At 62.3% G+C, this 22,013-nt stretch carries 19 protein-coding genes and 1 tRNA gene; 13 read left to right on the top strand and 7 right to left on the bottom strand.

Annotation, left to right across the window (positions count from 1 at the left end; genetic code table 11):
- Positions 1 to 115: 115 nt before the first annotated feature.
- Complete coding sequence (locus ACOYYX_RS29355; RefSeq protein WP_422926266.1) at positions 116 to 832, bottom strand: hypothetical protein; 717 nt, start codon at positions 830 to 832, stop codon at positions 116 to 118.
- 283 nt (positions 833 to 1,115) lie between these two features.
- Here ACOYYX_RS29355 and ACOYYX_RS29350 point away from each other — a divergent pair, with 283 nt between their 5' ends.
- A complete protein-coding gene (locus tag ACOYYX_RS29350) occupies positions 1,116 to 1,427 on the top strand; it encodes a P-II family nitrogen regulator (protein WP_422926265.1) in 312 nt (103 codons plus the stop codon).
- Between the two features lie 17 nt (positions 1,428 to 1,444).
- On the opposite strand, the gene ACOYYX_RS29345 is transcribed toward ACOYYX_RS29350, so the two are convergent.
- A complete protein-coding gene (locus ACOYYX_RS29345; RefSeq protein WP_422926264.1) occupies positions 1,445 to 2,071 on the bottom strand; it encodes a S24 family peptidase in 627 nt (208 codons plus the stop codon).
- Positions 2,072 to 2,724: 653 nt separating this feature from the next.
- Positions 2,725 to 3,318, bottom strand: coding sequence for an FHA domain-containing protein (locus ACOYYX_RS29340; RefSeq protein WP_422926263.1), 594 nt, complete (start codon positions 3,316 to 3,318; stop codon positions 2,725 to 2,727).
- Positions 3,319 to 3,570: 252 nt separating this feature from the next.
- On the opposite strand from ACOYYX_RS29340, the gene ACOYYX_RS29335 reads away from it, so the two are divergent.
- The 4 genes from ACOYYX_RS29335 to ACOYYX_RS29320 all read left to right on the top strand — a co-directional run bounded on the left by ACOYYX_RS29335 (position 3,571) and on the right by ACOYYX_RS29320 (position 6,688).
- Positions 3,571 to 3,642: transfer RNA gene (locus ACOYYX_RS29335), tRNA-Gly, on the top strand.
- A gap of 112 nt (positions 3,643 to 3,754) precedes the next feature.
- Complete coding sequence (gene tig, locus ACOYYX_RS29330; RefSeq protein WP_422926262.1) at positions 3,755 to 5,272, top strand: trigger factor; 1,518 nt, start codon at positions 3,755 to 3,757, stop codon at positions 5,270 to 5,272.
- 134 nt (positions 5,273 to 5,406) lie between these two features.
- Positions 5,407 to 6,048: a ClpP family protease gene (locus tag ACOYYX_RS29325; protein ID WP_422926261.1), complete on the top strand. Its 642-nt coding sequence runs from the start codon at positions 5,407 to 5,409 to the stop codon at positions 6,046 to 6,048.
- A 25-nt stretch (positions 6,049 to 6,073) separates the two neighbouring features.
- Complete coding sequence (locus ACOYYX_RS29320; RefSeq protein ID WP_422926260.1) at positions 6,074 to 6,688, top strand: ATP-dependent Clp protease proteolytic subunit; 615 nt, start codon at positions 6,074 to 6,076, stop codon at positions 6,686 to 6,688.
- Between the two features lie 111 nt (positions 6,689 to 6,799).
- Here the strand turns inward: ACOYYX_RS29320 and ACOYYX_RS29315 are convergent, their stop codons facing one another.
- The 3 genes from ACOYYX_RS29315 to ACOYYX_RS29305 form a co-directional block, all read right to left on the bottom strand.
- Positions 6,800 to 7,225, bottom strand: a complete 426-nt coding sequence (locus ACOYYX_RS29315; protein WP_422926259.1) for a (deoxy)nucleoside triphosphate pyrophosphohydrolase — start codon at positions 7,223 to 7,225, stop codon at positions 6,800 to 6,802.
- 11 nt (positions 7,226 to 7,236) lie between these two features.
- Positions 7,237 to 8,049: an enoyl-ACP reductase FabI gene (locus ACOYYX_RS29310; protein WP_422926258.1), complete on the bottom strand. Its 813-nt coding sequence runs from the start codon at positions 8,047 to 8,049 to the stop codon at positions 7,237 to 7,239.
- A 294-nt stretch (positions 8,050 to 8,343) separates the two neighbouring features.
- Complete coding sequence (locus tag ACOYYX_RS29305; RefSeq protein WP_422926257.1) at positions 8,344 to 9,570, bottom strand: hypothetical protein; 1,227 nt, start codon at positions 9,568 to 9,570, stop codon at positions 8,344 to 8,346.
- A 122-nt stretch (positions 9,571 to 9,692) separates the two neighbouring features.
- Here ACOYYX_RS29305 and ACOYYX_RS29300 point away from each other — a divergent pair, with 122 nt between their 5' ends.
- The 8 genes from ACOYYX_RS29300 to ACOYYX_RS29265 all read left to right on the top strand — a co-directional run bounded on the left by ACOYYX_RS29300 (position 9,693) and on the right by ACOYYX_RS29265 (position 19,657).
- Entirely contained in the window at positions 9,693 to 10,346 is a 654-nt protein-coding gene (locus tag ACOYYX_RS29300; protein ID WP_422926256.1) for a 5-oxoprolinase subunit B family protein, read from the top strand.
- Complete coding sequence (locus ACOYYX_RS29295; protein WP_422926255.1) at positions 10,343 to 11,065, top strand: 5-oxoprolinase subunit PxpA; 723 nt, start codon at positions 10,343 to 10,345, stop codon at positions 11,063 to 11,065. The genes ACOYYX_RS29300 and ACOYYX_RS29295 overlap by 4 nt, the downstream gene beginning before the upstream one ends.
- The gene (locus tag ACOYYX_RS29290; RefSeq protein WP_422926254.1) at positions 11,055 to 11,999 is read left to right on the top strand and encodes a biotin-dependent carboxyltransferase family protein; all 945 of its coding nucleotides are present in this window, start codon (positions 11,055 to 11,057) and stop codon (positions 11,997 to 11,999) included. Before ACOYYX_RS29295 ends, ACOYYX_RS29290 begins: the two co-directional genes overlap by 11 nt.
- A gap of 171 nt (positions 12,000 to 12,170) precedes the next feature.
- Positions 12,171 to 13,349, top strand: coding sequence for a hypothetical protein (locus ACOYYX_RS29285; protein WP_422926253.1), 1,179 nt, complete (start codon positions 12,171 to 12,173; stop codon positions 13,347 to 13,349).
- A 229-nt stretch (positions 13,350 to 13,578) separates the two neighbouring features.
- A complete protein-coding gene (locus tag ACOYYX_RS29280) occupies positions 13,579 to 15,093 on the top strand; it encodes a c-type cytochrome domain-containing protein (RefSeq protein ID WP_422926252.1) in 1,515 nt (504 codons plus the stop codon).
- 116 nt (positions 15,094 to 15,209) lie between these two features.
- Positions 15,210 to 16,148, top strand: a complete 939-nt coding sequence (gene rbsK / locus ACOYYX_RS29275) for a ribokinase (protein WP_422926251.1) — start codon at positions 15,210 to 15,212, stop codon at positions 16,146 to 16,148.
- 193 nt (positions 16,149 to 16,341) lie between these two features.
- A complete protein-coding gene (ggt, locus tag ACOYYX_RS29270) occupies positions 16,342 to 18,051 on the top strand; it encodes a gamma-glutamyltransferase (protein ID WP_422926250.1) in 1,710 nt (569 codons plus the stop codon).
- Positions 18,052 to 18,361: 310 nt separating this feature from the next.
- On the top strand, positions 18,362 to 19,657 hold the full coding sequence (locus ACOYYX_RS29265) for a DUF5009 domain-containing protein (protein ID WP_422926249.1): 1,296 nt from the start codon (positions 18,362 to 18,364) through the stop codon (positions 19,655 to 19,657).
- 60 nt (positions 19,658 to 19,717) lie between these two features.
- On the opposite strand, the gene ligA is transcribed toward ACOYYX_RS29265, so the two are convergent.
- The gene (gene ligA / locus ACOYYX_RS29260) at positions 19,718 to 21,742 is read right to left on the bottom strand and encodes an NAD-dependent DNA ligase LigA (protein ID WP_422926248.1); all 2,025 of its coding nucleotides are present in this window, start codon (positions 21,740 to 21,742) and stop codon (positions 19,718 to 19,720) included.
- Between the last annotated feature and the right edge of the window lie 271 nt (positions 21,743 to 22,013).

The raw sequence follows: 22,013 nt of genomic DNA, 5'->3' as shown, positions 1-22,013 counted from the left end.
AGATAAACCCGCTCGTCTTGAGCGGGTTTTCGTTTCGAAATGAAAGAAGCCTCGCAATTGATCGTTGCGAGGCTCAACTCTGCATGCAAGCGGTCGACAATCCTGTCTCAGACTGTCAGAAGGCCACCCCACCGACCGGCCCGACCGCCTCGTCCTCCGACGTGTTCCCCTTGAGAGCGTTCTCGGCCTTCTTGCCTGTGGCGAACGACTCGAGGCTGAGGTTCATCTTACCGGTAAGGTTGCTCACCTCCGCCGTCGGTATCTCGAAGATCAACGCAACGTCGTATGGCTCCTTTTTGTACAGGTAGGTCTTGATGACCTTGTCCGGCAGGGTCAGGGTGGCCTGCTTGAACTCGTTGTTCTTCTTCGTCTCCGGCTTGAACATCGCGTTCGTGACCTCATCCGGGGGCGAGAACGCGGTCGTCAAGACGGTGATGACGTCGCGTGAGAAGTTCGAGCGATCCGCCGTGTCGGCGGGCGTAGCGGCCTTCTTCTTGCCGGCGGCCGCCTTCGCTTTCTTCGTGCGGGCGAGCACGTGAAGGCTTTGCTGCTTCGACTGATCGAAGAAGCTCTTCTCGAGGTCGAACTTGCCCGGCTCCGTGGGGGGTAGAAGAAACTCCTTCGCGGCCGCCATGTCTTTGGGAGCTCGAAGGTAGATATTCATTTCTTGCCACTTGCCGGACGTGTCGGCGGGCATGAGCATCCGGTTGAGACGTTCCTCGTACTTCATCTTCTCGAGGGTCAGGTCGATGCGTTTCTCGTAGCTCTGGAGGCCGCAGCCGGCCGCCAACAGGAGAGATGCGGTTCCGAGCGTCGCCAAGACCCGTCGCATGAAATTACCTCGCTCCTAACGCGCAGTCGTACCTGCGGAATCTGACCGCGGAATCGATCCGCCACGAAATCCAATGTCCGGTCACCCCGAGGCCTTGTCAAGCGTCCCTGGTTGCGGTTGGGATGGAAAGAGACAGGAAGAAGCCTTGCGACCATTCCCTCGACGCCAATCGTCCGGGAAATCGTGAGCGCGGGTTCGAGTCGATCCAGCCACCAACTCGCGCCCGTGCTATTGTCGAGAGAGCGAGGTGATCCAGCCGTGATTGGGGCAGGAGGGCAGGGGGTTGTTCCAGATTATTGCTTTGGTCAAACCGTTCCGGGCGCAGGCGGTGCTCGCCGCCCTGGAATTGATCGACATCAAAGGAGTCACTGTCCGCGAGGCGATGGGCTACGGTCGTCAGAAGAACCGCCTGCATCGCTATCTCGGTAGCGAGTACAATGACGCGTTCCTGCCCAAGGTGGAGATCACCGTCTTCGTGGATGATGAGCAGGTTAACGCGGCAGTGAAGACGATCGTGACGCAGGCCAGGACCGGTCGCATGGGCGACGGCAAGATTATGGTCCTTCCCTGCCTCAATGAATATGTCACCTGGTGAGTGAGGCGATAACCGTCTCAGTGGGGCGTGCTGATCCAAAGCACCCGGCGAACGCTCGTCTCCTGGGGCGAGTTCTCGAGGTCCACGAGAACCTGTGTCGCGTCGCTCGCGGCATTCTCGGCACGCAGCATCCCGTAACGCCCGCAGAGTTGGAACCAGCGGACGACGGGCTTGCCGTCGATCCAGGCGACCACGAGCTTACCGTCGAGTGCGGATGCGTTCTCGCGTTCCTGAGAGTAGGCCACCGAGGCCCCATCCGCCACGATCGGGAGCATGGAGTCGCCGACATTGCGGATGCAGGTATTCTTCTCCGACCGAAAATCTAGCCCGGACGGCATCGGAGCGAATTCGCCACCCGCGAAACCGTTCTCGCTGTTCACCGCGTGGGTCGAATCATAGCTCGGGTGCAGTGGGAGAGAATCGCCGGTTCCATTAGCCCCGAGGATGCGATTGTGAGCATGTACTGGATACTCGCCGACATTCTTCTCAAGGATGTCCACGACCGTGCGCAGCATTTCGCTCACATTTTGGGTCGAGATCCGATCGCCGCCAAGCCCGTCCCCCTTCTGCGTGCGAAATTGCGGGTTCTGGCCGTGGAGCAGCCAAGCGGGCTCGACGAAAGTCATCTCGATGAGCTTGAGCACGACCTCAGCCGGGACAGTGACGCCCGACTCGTAGTTGTACCAGGTTCGAACGGGCAGCCCTAATCGGCGCGCAAGTTCGGGGCCCCCGCGTTCTCCGAAAAGCTCGGTGCGGAGTTTCCTTAACCTTTCCGAAAGCGATTGCTTGGCCTGAACTAACTCCGGTTCTGTCTTACGCCGAGCCATATTCTAGTCCTCGCACGCCAAGCCTCACCGGAACGCATCTATTCTACCTGACCGGAAAATCTCGTGTCATTGGTCCGATGTCGGCAGGCGGATTTCCCAGTCTCGACCAAGCTTCCAAAAAAGCCGTCATGAAGCCAAGATACGATGCGTTAATTATACTCGCTATTTTCGGCAAAGCGAGATAAACGCGTGGATGCGACCGGTTCTAAGTCCAGCCTTCGCAAATCGCGGATCGCGGCGACGACCAAGAAGGCGTGCCGCGACGACAAATCGGATTTTGTGTAAGAAAGCTTGGGGCAATGAATGGTCTGGAGTGATGTCGAGACACCACCGTCCACCAATTCAATGAGAAGCCTTCGAGGCTACTCTAGATCATCCCACGTCGGATGACCGGGGAGGGGAGGAAAATTCGGAAGAATCCTCGCCAAGCAAGCAATCGATCCACCTCGTCGAGTGAATCACCCAACAACTCACTCGTCGTCGAACTTGATATCGAGGAGGAAGTCGGCGATCGCGTCATCCGCCACGTTATCGGGCTCGGTCGCGGTCTCAGTTTTGGCCTTGCTCGCGGCGGCAACCTTCGGGGAAGGTTCCGCGGCCTTCTTGGTCTCGGCGGCAGGGGCCGGGGTCGGGGCAGAGGTGGAGGTTTCGAAGTCGTCGTCGAAGTCGATATCGAAGTCGTCCGTATCGCTCGAACTGGCGGCGGCTGGAGCCGTGGCCGGGACCACCGCGGTGTCGCCGGGCTTCGGGCCTCGGGCTTCGGAGCCGGCTTCGGTCTTGGTGACCTTGAAGGTGACCTGGCCGACCGTCAGTTCGTCACCGATCTCGAGGACGCGCTGTCCGTCGATCTTCTTCCCATTTACAAAGGTGCCATTCGAGCTGCCGAGATCCTTGACCAGCAGCAGGCCCTTCTTTTCGAAGATCTCGCAGTGCTTCCGGCTCACCTGCGAGGACTTGATCCGGAGCTGGCAGTCGTCATGACGCCCTACGACGGTCACCCCAGCGCCGAGCTTGACGGTGCTGGAGCTACCACGTCCGCGGACGATTAAGAGCTGGAAGTCCATGGCTCATCAATCCTAATTCAATTCAGACGACAGGCGTAGGCACTGACGCGAAAGGGCGGTTACCTAAAGGCTAGCGTCTAAGATACATAGAGGCAAATGGAATTCGACTCCGGGGCAATTAATGGATTTTCGGAGAAGAAGTCTTGCAATCGCCGCCGGACGCCATATACTAGGCCTTGTCTTGAGGACACGAGCCCAGTCGGACGGAAACGGGTCGAACGATTGCCGTCAACACTCGTGCAGGATAGAGATGCGGGAGTAGCTCAGGGGTAGAGCGCCACGTTGCCAACGTGGTTGTCGAGGGTTCAAATCCCTTCTCCCGCTCTTTTCTTTTAAGATTGCCATCCAAAGGGCTGGCGGCTTACGCTCGGAGCGCTTCGGGTGCGTGATGGCGGATCAAGCCATCCCAGCCCGTCCGTTCCGAGGAAAGCTTTAGATGACCACCGGCGAGCACGAAGTTGACACCGTTTCGACGGTTGATGAGCCCACGGGTCTCGAGGGTGAGTCTCTGAAACGAAAGCTTGATCTCGACGTCCAAATCTCGGACGTCGGGCCCTGCAAGAAGCACCTCAAAGTTGCCATCTCCCGGGCCGAGATCGACAAACAATTTGACGAATCGCTCGGAACGATGAAGCGTGAGGCCGCCGTTCCCGGTTTTCGACCCGGTCGTGCCCCGCGTCAGTTGGTCGAGAAGCGATTCCGCAAGCAGGTTGCCGATCAGGTCAAGTCGACCTTGTTGATGGCGTCGCTCGAGCAACTCGATAGCGATTATAACCTCAATCCCATCACCCAGCCGCAACTCGACCTCGCCGCCATCGATCTCCCCGAACAGGGACCGATGCAGTTCGAGCTCGACCTCGAAGTCCGGCCTGAATTCGCCCTTCCCGATTACAAGTCGCTCTCAGTCAAGCGTCCGGTCAAGACGATCAGCGATGCTGACGTCGACGCCCAGCTCAAGCTCTTCCTCGAGCGCTATGCGCAGCTCGTGCCGAAGCTCGAGGGTGGGGCGGAGATCGGCGATTACGTCACGGCCGACATCTTCTTCAATCGCGACGGCCAGACGCTGAACGAGGCTAAGGAAATCCAGTTCCGCCTCCAGCCCGAGCTTCGCTTCCAGGACGGGACCGTCCCCAAGGTGGGCGAGGCCCTCGTGGGTGCGAAGGCGGGCGATTCGCGTGAAGCCGAGGCGAACATCGGCTCCGGCTCGGCCGATCCGAGCCTCCGCGGCGCCGTGATCCAAGTCGTCTTCAACATCCATGACCTCAAGCAGCTCCGCCTGCCCGAGGTCAATGCCGCGTTCCTCTCGAGCATCGGCTTCGAGTCGATCGACGAGCTGCGAAACGCCCTCCGCGAAATCCTGGAGCGGCGTCTCAAGACGCAGCAGAACCAGGCCGTTCGCGTCGAGATCCTCAACCAACTCCTAGCGGCCACCCCCTTCGACCTGCCCGCCGACCTCGTCAAGCGGCAGGAGAAGGACACCATCCGCCGCCTGATCGTCAGTATGCGGAAGGACGGCCTCAACGAGCAAGAGATCAAGGCTCGCGAGGCGGAAATCCGCGCGAATGCCCACGAATCCACGCTTCGGGGACTTAAAGAATTCTTCCTCCTCGCTAAGATTGCTGAGGTGGAGAACCTCAAGGTTGAGGATGAAGACCTTGAGTACGAAGTCGAAGCGATTGCGGCCCGGACTGACGAGTCTCCTCGTCGCGTTCGGTCGCGAATCCAGAAAGACGGGTTGGTCGAAGCACTGGCCTCGGAAATCCTCGAACGCAAGGCGATCGAAAAGGTCCTTAGCTTCGTGAAATTCGAGGAAGTGCAACTCGAAGAACAGCAGGCGGTCGAGACTCTCGACCAGACCGCCAGCGGGATGGTCGCCTCCGCCGAAGACGAGGGATCGACCTCCGAAGACGGTGGCGCGGCTCAGTCAGACAAAGCGAGCGGCGAGGCTTCTTGACCGATCGCTGGAGTGCCTGAGGTCGAGGCGCGACCCAGGCACCCACCGCTTCGGCTCGAATCGACCAGGCAAGGCCGGGCGCGCCCGCTTTTCGGCGCGGCCGCCTGGTCCATGATCTCGAAGGACAGCCTTCCATGCATTTCGATCATCCCATCGCGCAACCGACGCTTCAGCGCTATCGCGACTATGCCCGGCAGCGTCAAATGACCCTCGGCGATTTGCTCCTGGAAAACCGAATCGTTTTCCTCGAGGGTGTGATCAACGATGCGGCGGCGAATGCGGCCGTCATGAAGTTCCTCTTCCTCCAGTTCGAGAACCGGACGCAGGGGATCAGCTTCTATATCAATAGCCCAGGCGGGAGCGTCAGCAGCACGCTCGCGATCTACGACACCATGCAGTTCATCGACTGCCCGATCGCGACCTACTGCATCGGCATGGCGGCCTCTGGCGCGGCCGTGCTGCTCGCGGGTGGGTCCAAGGGTCGTCGGTTCGCCCTGCCGCACTCGAAGGTGATGATCCACCAGCCCTACGGGCAAGTCGGCGGTCAGATCTCCGACATCGAGATCCAGGCTCAGGAAATCCTGAGCAATCGCAAGGATATCAACGACATCCTCGCCAAGCACACCGGACAGCCCTTCGAGCAGGTCGCCAAAGATACCGAACGCGACCGCTATCTCACGGCGATCCAGGCCAAGGAATACGGCATCGTCGATGAAGTGGTCGGCCACATCCCCGCCGCCGAAGTGAAGGCCCACACGCTCCCGGGCAATTCGTGATCATATTCAGGAAAGAGACATTCCCATGCCACTGATTCCGATTGTGATCGAGCGGAGCGGGCGCGAAGAGCGGGCGATGGATATCTTCTCCCGCCTGCTCCAGGACCGAATCATCATCCTCGGATCGGCCATCGACGACAACGTGGCCAACCTCGTCGTCGCCCAGATGCTCGTCCTCGCCCACCAGGATGCGAAGGCGGACATCCACCTGTACATCAACAGCCCGGGCGGCAGCGTCACTGCGGGGATGGCGATCTACGACACGATGCAGTGGGTCTCCTGCGACGTGGCGACCTATTGCATCGGCCAGTGTGCCAGCATGGGCTCGCTCCTGCTCGCCGCCGGTGCCAAGGGCAAGCGCAACGCCTTGCCGCACGGCCGGATCATGATCCACCAGCCGCTCGCCGGCATGGAAGGCACGGCTACGGACATCCTGATCCACGCCGAAGAATTCATCCGGATGAAGAAGCAGCTTAATGGGATTTATCGCCACCACACCGGCCAGACCCTGGAGAAGCTCGAATCCGACACGGATCGAGACCGCTTCATGTCGCCGGAAGAGGCCCGTGAATACGGCCTGATCGATAACGTGGTCGACCGCGAACCGTCGATCCCGCTGAACCCGAACCCAATTCCTTAATCGGATCGAGTTACGGTTCCGAAATTAGAGCCGCCTCTGGTCATCACTGAGTGATGGTGACCCGAGGCGGTTTCTTCGTTTCAAAGCGTTGAGAATTCAGGCGGCTCTGTGTTAACGCTGCTGATGTTCTCTCGCAAGGTCTTCCAGAATCGCCTCATTGGCGCCGGGGAAAACGAGCGAGGAAAGCATGGCCGCCGACACCCAGATGAACCCGGTTTCCGATGGCGGTTCGGCGTCGGGTTCCACGGTCTTGGCGTCGAAGAAAGAAAGTTCGACCCAGGCGTGGGGATACCGGTGATCGAAGCGCCGCCTCAGGCCCAGCAACTCGACTTCGATCCCGATTTCCTCGAGGCATTCCCGCCGAGTAGCATCCTCGGCCGATTCTTCCGGCTCGCACTTACCGCCGGGGAATTCCCAGACGCCGGGCATGGCGGCACCAGGGGGGCGTTGGCGAACCAGGAAACGCCCGTCCCGCGCGACGAGGGCAATCCCCACGCGGACCGGGCGTTCTTGTTCGAACGTGTTCGTTTCAGGCATGAAGCTGGACGTCACTTCTTGGCCGCGGCTTCGGCAGCCTCGAGCGCCCGTCCCGGCGAGCCCATCGCGTTGTAGCCGCAATCCACGTGCATGATCTCGCCCGTGATGCCGCTCGCGAGGTCGGAGAGCAGGAACATACCGGCCGAACCGACTTCTTCGCGGTCGATATTGCGCTGCATCGGGGAGACGGCTTCGTAGAGTCCCGCGAGTTTGTCGGACTCGCCAACCGCCGAGGCCGCGAGCGTCTTGACTGGGCCGGCGGAGAGGGCGTTGACGCGGATCTTCTTGGGTCCCAGGTCGTAGGCCAGATACTTCACCGAGGCGTCGAGGGCCGCCTTACAGACGCCCATCAGGTTGTAGCCGGAGACGACCTTCTCTCCACCGTAATAGGTGAGGGTCTCGATGGCCCCGCCATTCGGCATCGACTCGGCCGCGTGCCGGGCGACGATCGCCAGCGAGTAGACGCTGATGTCCATCGCCGTCTTGAAGCCTTCGCGGCTCGCGTATACGAAGTTCTTCTTGAGGTCTTCGAGGGGCGCAAAGGCGATCGAGTGCAGCACGAAATCGAGGGAGCCGTAGATATTTCGGGCTTCGTCGAACACGCGCGCGACATCCTCGTCCTTCTGCACGTCGCAAGGGGTGACGAGCTTCGCCCCGGTGGGGTCGACGACCTTGCGGACCCGGCGCTCCATCTTGTCGCCCGGCAGGTGCGTGTATCCGATATCCGCGCCTTCGGCGAGCAGCTTCTGGCTGATCGCCCAGGCGATGCTGAAGTCGTTCGCGACCCCGAGGACGAGGCCCTTCTTCCCGGTGAACAAGCCCATGACTGCTATTCCCTTCGCTTCTCTCGCGGTTCCGCCCGCCCTGCCTGCTGTTCCGAAACGCCTCGGAAGGTCTCGGCGACGTCGACGCCGATGGGGCCTCGCCGGGTGGCCGAACCTTGCCACCCGTACCGGGAAGTGTCTTCCGCAGACCAGGCGAGCGAAATCGAATGACGAACTGCGATCGGTTGGTACGACCCGGCTTCGCCGCGCCGGGTCGATCTGGCCCAGGATACTCAGCGGGGAGAGTCCGCTCAATCGGACTTTGATTCTGCACGGACCGATCGGTTCCTCGGCTCAAGGCTTGGGGTCCGCTTTCTTCTCGGCCGGCGGGAGGTCGCCTACAGGGAAGGCGAGTTGGGCGAGATCCTCATTGAGCGCCGATCGCGTCTCACCGAGAGCCTTTTGAGTCGCAGCACCCATCTTGAGGCTGCGCTGCTTCATTTCGTCGGTCACCTGGCCCAGGCCGAGCGACTCCACGAGCTTGAACGCGTTCGCGACCTGCGGATCCTGCTCGAGTTCCTTCCCCGCATCGACGGCCAGCTTGTCGAGTTGAACCATGCTTCCGCGAGTCACGACTGGCATCCAGCGCCCGAGTCGATCGCGGGCCATCACAACCCCTTCTACACGAACCGAGCTCAGGTCCGGGCTGATCTCCATGCGCGTGATCGACGCCCCCGACTTCCCTCGCGCGGCGATTTCCTTCAGCTTGTCGGCGAGTGGATCCGTCGGCTGTGCATCCGAGAGCAGTTGCCCGAGTTGCCTCAAGGCCGATCCCGCCGCGTCGATTGAGACCGGATGTCCGGGAGCCGGCTCGGCCATGAGGAGCCCCTGCGTCTGAAGGAATTTGAGGTCGGGGTCGTTAGCAACCTCCGTCGCCGCCCGCCGCGCGAGCCATTGGGGCTCAGGTTCGATCGTGAGTGGCAGGAGCTTTTCGATCGAGACCTCGTTTCCCTGGCCTGGCGCGAACCCTCGGCCTTCGAGCGCGTCGCGGAGATCTTCCAGCGGCATCTCCTCGACGTTCGGAAAACCCAGGAGCCAACCCTGGCGAAGCATCCGCGTCGAGGCCTTTGGCCTGCGGATGATGGAGACCATTCCCGCTCGATTCAGCTTGACCATCATCAAGGTCGATTCGGAGATGATCTCCGGACGCGAGAGGCGCTCGACCTCGCGATCAATCCAGGCGAGAATCGGATCATTCGCGGGGGCCGAGGCGGCTCGCTCCTGACGCCAGGCGTTGAGCCGATCCTTCCTCGCCGTGACGGCTCGCCTCAAGGTGGGCGATTCGGCCGCCTGCCACTGCTTGACCGCCTCCGGTTTCTTCTTCTTCGCCCAGTCTCGTCGGACGAGCATGACGAGCGTACCGCGAACCGGGCTCTCCAGCACCTGACCAAGCACAACCGAACCGTCGCGGAACGTCGCGACGTCGGCGGCCGTCTCGGGAAGGGCGGGGGCAGAGGGAGCGACCGGCTTCCCCTGGGCGGCGAGCAACAGACCAAGAAGGAAGATCCCGCTTAGATTCATCTTACGTTTCCCCCTCGAATGACAGGGAGGAGTTTGCGAGAAGCATTGATGGATGCTACTTACCATTCTAACGGGGTCGGGCAAGAATTGTGTCGTCTTCCGAGAATCCAGAGCCTCCGGTCATGCCGATGGACGTACATCCCCTGGGAGATCGGGGCTTCCTGATCCGATTCGAGTCTGAGGACGAGGCCGCTCGTTGGTCAGCCGAGATGGGGAAGAGTCAATGGCCAGAGGTCATCGATGTCGTCCTCGCCTATAGCTCGGTCGCTATTTACGTGGATCCGGATCTTACCGACTGGGTTGAGTTCGAAGCGCGTTTACGCAACCTCAAGGTCTCTTCCAAGGCTCTCCAATCGGGCCGACGCATCTGCCTCCCTGTCCTCTATGATGGGGCCGACCTCGAGGACGCGGCGCAACTCCTCGGTTTGACGCCCGCCGAACTCATCTCGCGACATTGCGGCCAGGATTACCATGTCTTCGCGCTCGGCTTCCAGCCAGGCTTTCCCTATGCTGGTTATTTGCCGGATTCATTGGCCGGTCTCGTTCGTCGCAAAACTCCGCGACTGAAAGTTCCCGCCGGATCGGTGGCGATCGTGGGGCGTCAGACGGGGATCTATCCGGCCGAATCGCCGGGTGGCTGGCATCTCCTCGGGCGCACTCCGATGCAGGTGGTCGACGTCACTGACAAGTATTTCCCAATTCAGGCCGGCGACCTCCTGAGGTTCGTGCCCATTTCCTCAGAGGATTACGCGTCGCGCCTGGGAGACCGGCTATGAGCCACGACCGCCGATCGATCGACCTCAATTCTGACCTCGGCGAAGGCTATCCACACGACGATGAGCTCCTCCGCCTCGTCACCTCGGCAAGCATCGCCTGCGGCGCCCATGCCGGCGATCCTCGTCTGATGAGCCATACCATCGAGCTGGCGAAGCGTCACGGCGTGACGGTTGGAGCCCACCCCGGCTTCCCCGATCGCGAGGGCTTCGGCCGACGCGAATGCCAGATGTCGCTCGAAGATGTCGAGCAACTCGTCATCGATCAGTGCGAGACACTCAAGCAAGTCGCAGCCGAGGTCGGCTATGCCGTGCGATTCGTCAAACCCCACGGCGCCCTCTACAACCAGGCCCAGTGGGATGAGTCGGTGGCCCGGGGCATCGTCAAGGCGGCCGCTCGTTTGGATTTGCCGCTACTTGGGCAACCCGGAAGTATCCTGGAATCCATCGCCGCTCAATTCGGACTGGCTTACGTGCGAGAGGGCTTCCCCGACCGCCGCTACACTAAAGATGGGCGTCTCGTGCCGCGTTCCGAAGCGAATGCGACCCTCGAAACCCAACTGGAAGTCGCTGAGCATCTCGAGCGATTCCTCGTCGGCGGATTCGACACCTTATGTATCCACGGGGATGCCGCGAAGGCCGTTGAGAACGCCCGATGGATTCGGGCCACCCTGACCCAGCGAGGTTTGCCCCTCAGGAGCTTCATCCGGGATGGCGATTGAGGTTATTGCGCCAGGTTTATTCACCACCATCCAGGATCTGGGACGTCCGGGCCACGCGGCCTGGGGCGTTCCTCCCGCCGGTGCATTCGACCGAAGTTCGCTGGATCTTGCCAACGCCCTCCTAGGTAATCCCCCAGATTGCGCGGCTCTTGAGATGACCCTCCTGGGCGCGACTCTCCGAGCCCAGGTCCCCCTGGCTATCGCCTTGGTCGGCGCTCCGATGGAAGCGACTCTTCAATCACGCCAACTCAAAGCGCAACGACTGACTCTCCCCTTGTGCTTCTCGCTTGAATCGGGAGACGTCCTCTCTTTGGGGGGAACTGCCAACGGAGCCCGTACCTATCTCGCGGTTAAAGGCGGATGGCAAACGGCCAAGGTACTGAATAGCCGCTCAAGCGAGCTTCCGATACAGGCAAGGACGATCCTCGAAGCCCGGCCGTCCTCGACCCTGGTCCGGCATCCCATCTTCGATCTCGACGAGGCTCAGGATCCCAGACTTCTACGCGTCATCGATGGGCCGGACAGTGGCCGCGTCGAAGATCTCGACGCCTGGCTGGATCAGCCGTTCAAGGTTGGCCCTCAGGCAAACCGCATGGGTGTGAGGATGGAATGCCCTCCGATCGCGTTGCGGTCAGAGCCAGAGCGAATGTCCATGCCGGTGTCCGTGGGCGCGGTCCAGGCGACGGGTGGACAGTTGATCCTGCTGGGAGTGGCATGCGGGACGATCGGCGGCTATCCCCATATCGCCCACATCATCTCGGCCGACCTCGATCGCCTCGCACAGCTTCGCCCGGGCGATTCGATCCGGTTTTCGCGAATCAGTCTCGATGAGGCTCGACGCCTCGATCGCGAGAAACGCAGGCGCCAGAGGGAATTGCGTCAGCGGCTTGCGCTCCTTGCCGGCGACATGGTGGACAGCTTGGGTGGAGATTGAGCTTGCCGGGTTTTTCGGCTTGGGGTACATCAACGCGACGTCCCGCATCACGTCTCATTCGGGACCTCGAACAGTAAAAAGCCAGTGGCTTTCGGCCAGATGAAGGGTCGACCGATGCTTCAAGGTCGCGTGTCGCGGCACTCGAATCTCTGTCGTCACGGGATCTTCGTGATGATAGTTATCGCTTGCGGTTGTGAACAAATCCCCACGCCGCGAGCCAACACCGCTCCGATCCATATTCCCCAGGCTCAGGCCGAGCCCCTCCCGCCGCTCAAGCCGGTCGAAGAGGTCCAGCCGCAAGCCCAGGGGACGATCCCCGCACCGGCTCCCGAAGCGTCCGTGAAGCCCGGCCCGCTCGTCGTGCCGACGCGGCTCGCCACGCATTCCGAAATCCCGACCGACAAGTCCTCGGTCGCCCAGGCGACGCCTCTACTCGACGAGGCCCTCGCCCAGGCAGAGGATCTGCAGCGTATAACCAGCGAGGACGGGAAGGATTCTCCCAAGGTTGATCCCGAGTTGAAGGCCGCGGCACACGTCTCGACCGACTCGATCGCGACGCCTCCGGGAACGCCCGCCCACGGCGACAAGGTAGAGCAGACGAGCCAGACCAAGGAGCCGATCACACTCGCCGCGGCGCCCGCGATCATCTCGCCGCCGATCCGAGCGGACAAGCCGGCCATCCCGCCCAAGACGCCCCAGGAGCGTTGGCGAGATGGGCTGCAGCAACTCCGCGACCTCGCCAAGGAGCAGGAGCACAACGCCGACTCCTCGGTCTCGCTGTGGTCGCTCCGCGAGCAGATGCTGGATTTGGTCGGCCAGTCCGAAGACCGCGCCTCGCTCCGACGCTCGATCCTGAAGTCGTTCCTCGGCCTCGAGAGCGACTGGCAGCCCGGGGAGGAGCAGGAGAGGGCGAACGAGGTCCGCGAGGCGATCACGGCGCTCGAGGAGCAGGCCCCGCTCCAGATCACCGACCTCAAGCTCTGCCTCAAGGTGAATGGGTTCGGCAACTTCGAGACCCTCGACCCGACCGACTGCAAGCCCGGCCAGACCATGATCGTCTACTGCGAGATGTCGGGGGTCCGATACGCCGAGACCGGCGAGACCTTTCACTCGAAAATCACCTCGCAGATCCAGCTCGTGTCGTCCAAAGGGGGCGAACCGGTCTGGAAGCAGGCACTCGGCACCGCCGAGGACTATTGCCGGAGCCGTCGGCGAGACGTCTTCGTCGTCTGTCGTTTGACTCTCCCCGAAAACCTCGAGCCGGGCTCATACGAGTTGCACCTGAACCAGGAAGACGAGCTCGCCGGCCGCAACACGTCCTCGAAGATCAACCTGACCATCCACCAGTGAATATCGACCTCGAATCCTGACCGATCGACCCGGATCAGCCCTCAATCGGGGCTCAAGGTCGCGAGTCAACTCGAGCACGCCGCGATCGATCGCGGCGTGCTTTCTTGTTGGCCATTGAAACCGAGGCGTAGGTTGGTTGCAGAGGCTTGCCAAAGCCCTGCGGCGGGACGACAATAAAAGCATCCAGTCGTGGTATCGTCCGTCTACGCCTAGTCTTGGGGTCCCAGCCATGCCGAGACTTCTCTGGAGCCTGGGTTGCGTCTGCTTGACCCTGGCCCTGATCTTCGCGTTCGAGGCCGTCTCTCCGGCGTCGGATACGCCCGAACTTTCGCATAAGTCGTCAGGTCGACTCGTGGGCGGGAAGGTCCGCCTGGTCTTCGCCCCCGCGAAGAAGCCCAAGAAGTCGAATTCAAAGAAGGCCAAGGCGGAGATGACGGCCGAGTCGGATTCTGCCGACTCCGACAAGGCTGCGGATGCCGGCAATCCGACGGGCGGCCTCAAGTTCTCACGCGACATCGCCCCGATCCTGGTGAGCAACTGCATGGGTTGCCACAACGAAAAGGCGATGACGAAGAACGGCAAGTTCGACCTTTCGACCTTCGAGAAGCTCGTGAACCAGCCGGCGGCCTCCGGCGACCCCTCGGTGGTCCCCGGCAAGCCGGAAGAAAGCCACCTCTACTTGCGTCTGACCGGCGAGGAGAAGCCGCGGATGCCTCGAGGTGGCAATAATCGCCGCCTCTCCGAGAACGCGATCGAGAAGATCGGCCAGTGGGTCAAGGAAGGGGCCAAGCTCGACGCGGGCATCGACCCGAAGGCCCAGCTCGCCTCGTTCGCGGCCTCGCCCGAGCAGTTGCGCAAAGACGAGCTGAGCAAGATGTCAGGCGACCAGCGCGACAAGATCGTCGAGACCAAGGGCCTCGAGCGCTGGAAGCAGGCGAATTCCAAGGTCACGCCCGAGATCACGCCATCGAAGTCGTTCCTCCTCTTCGGAAACCTGCCCAAGGATCGCGTAACCGCGTCGCTCAAGACGCTCGAGACTCAGTGGGGACAGATCAAGAGCCTCGTCCCGGTCGATTCCGTCCAGAAGGTTGGGCTTTACGTCTTCAACGACAGGACAAGTTTCGTGGAGTTCGCCCGGACCGTCGAGAAGCGTGACGTTGAGTCGACCGACAACATCACGTCGAATCTGAGTGACTCAGAGCCCTACATCGCTGTGATCGACCCGGCGGGTGGGAAGGAAGAGCCGGCGGCGGCCGCGGCTCCCAAGAAGGCGTCTCGATCCAGGCGTTCGGAGGGGGGGGCCGAAGTCGAGCGGAGCCTCGCGGGGGTCATCACCGAGGCCCTCGCCAACGGCGCCGTGAAGCGCGAGGGGAAGGCCCCGGTTTGGCTGAGCTCGGGCATCGGGGCCTATTTTAGCGCCAAGGTCGACCCCCGAAGCACCTTCGCTCTCAAGCTGCGACGCACGGCCTTCGACGTCTTCGATCAGGGGTGGGTCTCCAAGGGGAGCGAAATCTTGGGGGGCGAGGGCAAGGTCGAGGACATCCGGGCGGTCGGCTATGCGATGGTCGAAACGATGGCCACCGACCCGCGGTCGCGTCCCTATGTCTCCCGCTTCGTCCGCGAGATGCTGGCGGGCGGCGAGAAGCTGGACGACTGCCTGCAGGGGACCTTCGAGATGAGCCGCGACGTGTACCTCGCCTGGACGGGCGAGTTCGTCCAGGAGCATTTCGCATCGCGTCGCTGAGTCTCCAAACTGTGGCAAACGTCGCAGTCATTCGCACATGAACCGCCCATCTCACTCAGGGGATGGGCGGTTTTTTTGTCGCTCGCATCACCAGATAGAATGAGAGGTCCGGTCTCATGGCACGCGTCGTCGTCCTCGGTTCGAGCAATACGGATATGGTCGTCCGGGTTCCCCGACTCCCAGGGCGTGGCGAGACCGTCCTCTGCGGCACGTTTGAGAAAGGCCCGGGGGGGAAGGGGGCCAACCAGGCCGTGGCGGCGAAGCGGGCGGGCGCCGACGTCGTCTTCATCACCGCAGTCGGAGACGATGCCTTCGGCAAGGAAGCCCTCGACCTCTACCGACAGGAAGGGATCGACGTTTCCTATGTGAAGGTGACCAATCAGGTCTCGTCAGGCGTCGCGCTCATCTTCGTGGAGGCCGGCGGCGAGAACATGATCGCCGTCGCCCCCGGAGCCAACAACCGGATTGATCCCGAGGGCGTGGCCAGCGTCGCCGATTCGGTGTTCGAGTCGACGGGCGTCTTCCTGGCGAGCCTGGAGGTTCCCTTCGAGTCCGTTCTCAGAGGGCTACGCAGGGCCAAGGCCTCCAGTTTGACCACGATCCTCAATCCGGCGCCGACGACACCCGAACTTGCGTCGAAGATCCTCGACGCAATCGAGTTCGTGGACATCTTGACCCCGAATCAATCGGAGCTCCGAACCTTGCTCGGCCTGTCGGAGGCCGACGAGATCGATCCGGATCTCGCCGCCCAGAAACTCAGGGCGAAGAATCCCAGGCTTGAGTTGGTCGTCACGCTCGGTTCAAAGGGATGCCTCGTCGTGTCGAATGAAGTCACATTCGTCCCGTCACGAGTGGTCGAGGCGGTGGATGCCGTCGGCGCGGGGGATTGCTTCAACGGTGCGCTCGCGGTCGCGCTGGCGGATGGCAAGGCACTCGTCCACGCCGCCGAATGGGCCCGGGACGCGGCGGCCCTCTCCGTGACACGCGTGGGCGCCCAGTCGGGTCTTCCCTTTCGCTCCGAGATCGATCGCCTGGAACCCGTCCCGAAGAGGTGAGCCTTACCCGCCGCGATCGATCCGGCGAATTCCACCCTCGGTCTTTGACTCCGACTCCCGGCGAGGTTAGCCTCGACCCCGAACGATCCTCGGCTTTCGACGCCGGATCGTCCACCGAGCCAGTGCCAGGGATCGACGCATCAACGTGTCGGAGACCGAGTTGATCACTAAGGGGTTCGCGATGGGTCATCGTATGAGCGCATCGGGATCGATGGCCGGCCTGGCCGCGCTGGGCTTCCTCCTCTGCATGGGCGTCGACCGAGTCGTCGCCCACGACCGTCCCGCGGGGCCGAAGCACAAGACTCGCTCTACCGTCATCGCCCGCCACGGAGTCGCGGCCACGAGCCAGCCGTTGGCGACGGCCGCGGCGATCCGCGTGTTGCAGGAAGGGGGTAACGCCATCGACGCCGCAATCGCCGCCAATGCGGTGATCGGCGTCGTCGAGCCGATGTCTTGCGGGATCGGGGGCGACCTCTTCGCCATCGTCTGGGACGCGAAGACGAAGAAGCTCTACGGCTTGAATGGCAGCGGGCGGTCGCCTTACGCCACGAGTCTCGACTATTTCGCTTCCAAGGGGATGAAGCAGATCCCGACGAGCGGGCCCCTGAGCTGGTCGGTACCCGGCTGCGTCGATGCCTGGGATCAGCTCCGCACCCGCTTCGGCACGAAAGGGTGGTCCGACCTGCTTGCCCCAGCGATTGCTTATGCGGAGGAAGGATTCCCCGTCAGCGATATCATCGGCCGCGACTGGCAGGCCTCCGCGCGAGGTCTTTTGCAGGTCCCCACCTCCGCCGCCTGCTATCTCCCGGGAGGCAAGGCTCCTGGCGTGGGGGACGTGTTCCGGAACCCCGACCTCGCCCGCACGCTCAAGCTGATCTCACAGAATGGCCGCGACGCCTTCTACAAGGGGCCTCTGGCCCAGGCGATGGCTTCCTACTCGCAGCAAGTCGGCGGCCTCTTCTCGCCCAGGGATTTCGAGGATCACACGAGCACCTGGATCGACCCCGTCTCGACCAACTACCGAGGCTACGACGTCTGGGAATTGCCGCCCAACACGCAGGGCATCGCCGCCCTGCAGATGCTGAACCTGCTCGAGCCCTATGACCTCAAGGCGATGGGACCCCAGTCGGCCAAGTCTCTCCACCTGATGATCGAGGCCAAGAAGCTCGCCTACGAGGATCGAGCGAAGTATTACAGCGACCCCGAGTTCTCGAAGGTCCCGGTCGCGTCGCTGATCTCCAAGGAATACGCCGCGTCGAGGGCCTCGCTCATCAACCCCGACCACGCCAATGAGAGCCCCATCCCGGGCGAGCCGAAGCAGGCCGACACGATCTACATGACGGTGGTCGATGGCGACTTCAACGCCGTGAGCCTGATCCAGAGCAATTTCAGCGGCTTCGGCTCGATGCACGTCCCCGGCAACCTCGGCTTCGCGCTGCAGAACCGCGGGACCCTCTTCGCACTCGATCCCGCGCACGCGAATCGGCTCGAGCCGCATAAGCGTCCTTTTCACACCATCATCCCCGCATTCGTCACCAAGGACGGCAAGCCCTGGCTCAGCTTCGGGCTGATGGGGGGCGACATGCAGGCGCAAGGGCATGTCCAGGTCATCAGCAACATCATCGACAACGGCATGGACGTGCAGGAGGCCGGCGATGCCCCTCGGTTCCGCCATCAGGGCTCGTCCGACCCCACCGGGACCCCGGCCAAGGGCGGGGGTGAGGTGGCCCTCGAGTCGGAGATCCCCGAAGACGTGCGGAAGGAACTCGAAGCGAAAGGCCATCGCCTGATCGTTAGCCCAGGCGGTTACGGGGGCTATCAGGCCATCCGCATCGACCTCGAACGAGGTATCCTCATCGGCGGCTCCGACCCTCGCAAGGACGGATGCGCGATCGGCTACTAGGCCCTCGAAGATTCCGCGACAAACCCGATCGACTCGCAACATCCCCCTCGCGACGGTCGATCATTGCCCCCTCGATTCGGCAATACTTCCAGCGCGGATCCGGAATGGAGGTCCGATCCTCGTACACTTCGACCCCTCACCTCGAAAGCCCGGGCGGAACCTCAATGACTCGAGGCCCTCTCCCACCGCCCGCCCAGCTTCGGGGACTCATTTCAACCTATCGCGGCGTGATTCGGAGTTGATCGACGTGACAACAGGCTCAGAGCGATTGGAATCAGAGAAACCGCCGCAAGGGCACAGACCCGAGTCCATGACAACCCTCCCTCCCGCGGATCGAGTCGCATCCGTCGACGCCCTCAGAGGGCTGACCATCCTCCTCATGGTCTTCGTCAACGACATGGGGCGGAACGCACCGGCGTTCCTGCACCACATCAAGCCCTCCAACGCCGACGGCATGACGCTGGCCGACATCGTCTTCCCCTGGTTCCTGTTCATCGTCGGCGTCTCGATCCCCCTGGCGTTTGAGCGGGCCGAGTTGCGAGGGACCCCCTTGTGGATCCGCCTCGGGCACATCGTCACTCGCACGTTCGGGCTCTGCCTCATGGGCGCGATCGAGATGAACAGCGACCGGGATCAACGCCTGGGCGGGACTCTCTGGAGCCTGCTCACCTTCGCGTCGCTGCTCCTCACCTGGACGATGATTCCCACCACGCCCGGGGCCAAACGCACGATTTTCCGGATCTTGAAGGCTTTCGGCGCGGTCTCGCTGATCACGATGCTCTGCCTCTTCCGCTGCGAGCCGATCCGAGTCCACTCACTGTTCATCGGCCATGTCGACAACTGGACCTGGCTCAAGACCGACTGGTGGGGAATCCTCGGGCTGATCGGCTGGGCCTATTTGACGGTGTCGATTCTCACGCTGCTGCTGCGTCGTCGCAGAGAATGGTTGATGGGAGCCCTCGCCCTTCTGATGACGATGCACCCGGTCATGAGGAACGGCGGCCTTTTCGCCCGCGTCGACGACAAGACCTGGCTGGGTCCGCTGGCCGGGATTCTCGAGTCGATCTCGGCTCACATGAACAAGCTTGGGGAATTCGTCAGCTTCGGCGACGCGATGGGTTCGCTCGCCGCCATCTCGATGGCCGGATGCCTGCTCGGCTCGATCCTGCGTCGAGACAGCGACGTACGCAGCCACGGCGAGCGACTTTGGTGGGCCGCGACGTTCGCCGTCGGTCTGTTCATCGCAGGCTTCTTGACCGACACATTCGAGGGGATCAACAAGATTTCCGCCACACCGACCTGGTGCTTCTGGACCGCGTCCCTGGCCTGCGTGGCCTGGATGCTGCTCTATACGCTGATGGATGTCTTCGGCCTGCGTGGCTGGTCGATCATCATCCGCCCGGCCGGTTCGAACCCACTGGTCGCGTATTTCATGCATCCGATCGTCGTCAACATCCTGATCGTGAGCAAGCTCGGTGAGACGGTGCTCAAATACCAGGGTTCGGCCGATCCCAGGATCGTCGTGGCCGGTTCCTTCGGCATGGCACTGTTCGTCTGCCTGATCACCGGGCTCCTGGGAAGGCTCGGCCTGCGGACGAGGCTCTGATCCCATCGCGGCTGGGGACGAGCGGGTCCAGGCTCGTCTCCAGACCCTGGATCGACCCGATCAGGATTCGGACGTTATGCCAAGCATCTCGAGCAACTCTGGCTCGCTCAGTATCGTGATGTTCAACTGCTTGGCCTTCTCCAGCTTGCTGCCGGCTTCCTCACCGGCCAGCAGGTAGGTCGTCGACTTGGAGACGGAGCCGGTCACCTTGCCGCCGTGCTGCTTGATGAGTGCCTCGGCCTCGGGACGGGTGCGCTGGGGCAGGGTGCCGGTGATGACGAATGTCTTGCCTGAGAGCGGCAGCGACGCATGGCCCACCGGGTTGAACTTGACCGGGGTAGGGTGGACGCCGACGGCCGTGAGTTCGTCGAGCAAGGCCTGATTGTCCGGCTCCTGGAAGAAGCCATGGACACTCGCCGCCACGACCGTGCCGATTTCGGGAACTCCGGCTAGCGATTCGATCGAGGCACCCCGGATGGCTTCGAGTGTCTCGAATCGCTGGGCCAGAATCTCGGCGCTCCGCGTCCCGACGTGGCGGATCGTCAGGCCGGTCAGGAACCGATCCAGCGATCGTGTCTTGCTAGCTTCGAGCGCATTGACCAAATTCTGGGCCGACTTCTTGCCCATGCGATCGAGGTCGGCGAGCGTCGCTGCGTCGAGCTTGTAGAGTTCGGCGAGGCTCTTCACGAGGCCTCGGTCCACCAACTGATCGATGAGCTTGCTCCCGAGACCCTCGACGTCCATCGCGTCACGGTGGGCGTACCAGCGGATCCACTCCTTGAGTTGTTCGGGACACTTCGACGGCGGATTGGTGCAGTGGTAGTCCACCTCCCCCTCGATCCGCTCGACAGGGCCGCCGCAACTCGGGCATTCTTTCGGGAACATGAACGCGATCTCTGTTCCGTCACGGGCGTCGCTCTCGACGCGGACGACCTGCGGAATGATCTCCCCCGCCTTCTGGATCACGACCGTGTCGCCGATCCGCACGTCCTTGCGCAGGATCTCGTCGGCGTTGTGCAGGCTGGCCCGCTTGACCGTCGTGCCCGCGAGCGCGACCGGCGTCAGGTCGGCGACGGGGGTGAGCTTGCCCGTCTTCCCGACCTGGACGGTGATCCCGAGGACCTTGGTCACGGCCTGCTCGGCTTCATATTTGAATGCGATCACCCAGCGAGGACTTTTGCTACGAGTCCCGAGCCGGGCACGCTGGGCCAGGTTGTCGACCTTGATGACGAGGCCGTCTGTCTGGAAGTCGAGCGTGTTCCGCTTGGTCTCCCAGGTCGTGGCGTACTCGAGGACCTCGTCGATCGAGTCGAACTCTGCCTGGTGGATGCCGACGGGGATGCCCCACTTCTTCAAGAGGGCCTGCATTTCGGTATATGTGCTGGCCTGGATGCCATTAAACTCCCCCAGCCCGTGTGCCAGGAAGCGGAGGCGACGCTGGCCGCAAAGCTTGGGATCGAGGAGCTTCAGGGATCCTGCCGTCGAATTCCTCGGGTTGGCGAAGGGTGCCTCACCTTTCGATACACGGATCTCATTGAGCCGGACGAGCTCGGCGTTGGTCATGAAGACCTCGCCGCGGATCTCGAGCAGGGCCGGGGGGGTATCCTTGAGCTTGATCGGGATCTCGCGGACGGTCCGGAGGTTGGCGGTGACGTCATCGCCCTTCTCTCCGTCGCCGCGCGTGGCCCCGAGCTTGAAATTGCCATCCTCATAGCGGAGTGAGACCGCGACGCCGTCCACCTTCAACTCGACGACGTAGCGGACCTGATCGTCGGCATTGAGGCCTCGACGGACGCGGGCGTCCCACTCGCGAACTTCGTCGTAGTTGTACGTGTTCTCGATGGAAAGCATGGGGACGGAGTGTGTGACCGTCTCAAACGCAGACAAGGGCGAACCGCCGACGCGCTGGGTCGGGCTGTCGGGCGTGATGAGCGAGGGGTTCTCGGCCTCGAGTTGCTCGAGGCGCTTCAGCATGCGATCAAACTCGCGATCGCTGATGATCGGGGCGGCTTCGAGGTAGTAGAGGCGGTTGTGCTTCTCGATCTCTTCGCGGAGCTCGGCGATCTCACGTTCAGCCTCGGCCACACGTCCCCCCTCTCGCTCGCGGTCGCCCACATCAAACCCCGACCCACTCAATCGCCCGGTCTTATCCGGTGCGCAAGGTCAAACATCGACCTGCCTGCGATCGCGGGAGCAGGTTTTTCGCCGGGAATCGACGCCTCGGGTTATCCTGGATGTGGACGAATCCACAGCGGAGGGTAACTTCCGAGGCTCGCTGATGCCAGGGCAGGTTTGACGCCGCCGCTTTCGGCTTCCCGCGGTGAAGACGAGATTCGCCTGAGCGAGATCGCAAATA

The sequence above is a fragment of the Singulisphaera chitinilytica genome (genome assembly GCF_049331405.1).
Classification (GTDB): Bacteria; Planctomycetota; Planctomycetia; order Isosphaerales; family Isosphaeraceae; genus PoT.
Note: the sequence above shows the minus strand (reverse complement) of the source record. Positions and strands in the feature narration are given on the sequence as shown.

Coding starts and splice junctions, on each gene's coding strand:
- ACOYYX_RS29355 (WP_422926266.1), bottom strand. CDS start 832: ATGCGACGGGTCTTGGCGACGCTCGGAACCGCATCTCTCCTGTTGGCG.
- ACOYYX_RS29340 (WP_422926263.1), bottom strand. CDS start 3,318: ATGGACTTCCAGCTCTTAATCGTCCGCGGACGTGGTAGCTCCAGCACC.
- tig (WP_422926262.1), top strand. CDS start 3,755: ATGACCACCGGCGAGCACGAAGTTGACACCGTTTCGACGGTTGATGAG.
- ACOYYX_RS29325 (WP_422926261.1), top strand. CDS start 5,407: ATGCATTTCGATCATCCCATCGCGCAACCGACGCTTCAGCGCTATCGC.
- ACOYYX_RS29320 (WP_422926260.1), top strand. CDS start 6,074: ATGCCACTGATTCCGATTGTGATCGAGCGGAGCGGGCGCGAAGAGCGG.
- ACOYYX_RS29315 (WP_422926259.1), bottom strand. CDS start 7,225: ATGCCTGAAACGAACACGTTCGAACAAGAACGCCCGGTCCGCGTGGGG.
- ACOYYX_RS29310 (WP_422926258.1), bottom strand. CDS start 8,049: ATGGGCTTGTTCACCGGGAAGAAGGGCCTCGTCCTCGGGGTCGCGAAC.
- ACOYYX_RS29305 (WP_422926257.1), bottom strand. CDS start 9,570: ATGAATCTAAGCGGGATCTTCCTTCTTGGTCTGTTGCTCGCCGCCCAG.
- ACOYYX_RS29300 (WP_422926256.1), top strand. CDS start 9,693: ATGCCGATGGACGTACATCCCCTGGGAGATCGGGGCTTCCTGATCCGA.
- ACOYYX_RS29295 (WP_422926255.1), top strand. CDS start 10,343: ATGAGCCACGACCGCCGATCGATCGACCTCAATTCTGACCTCGGCGAA.
- ACOYYX_RS29290 (WP_422926254.1), top strand. CDS start 11,055: ATGGCGATTGAGGTTATTGCGCCAGGTTTATTCACCACCATCCAGGAT.
- ACOYYX_RS29285 (WP_422926253.1), top strand. CDS start 12,171: ATGATAGTTATCGCTTGCGGTTGTGAACAAATCCCCACGCCGCGAGCC.
- ACOYYX_RS29280 (WP_422926252.1), top strand. CDS start 13,579: ATGCCGAGACTTCTCTGGAGCCTGGGTTGCGTCTGCTTGACCCTGGCC.
- rbsK (WP_422926251.1), top strand. CDS start 15,210: ATGGCACGCGTCGTCGTCCTCGGTTCGAGCAATACGGATATGGTCGTC.
- ggt (WP_422926250.1), top strand. CDS start 16,342: ATGAGCGCATCGGGATCGATGGCCGGCCTGGCCGCGCTGGGCTTCCTC.
- ACOYYX_RS29265 (WP_422926249.1), top strand. CDS start 18,362: ATGACAACCCTCCCTCCCGCGGATCGAGTCGCATCCGTCGACGCCCTC.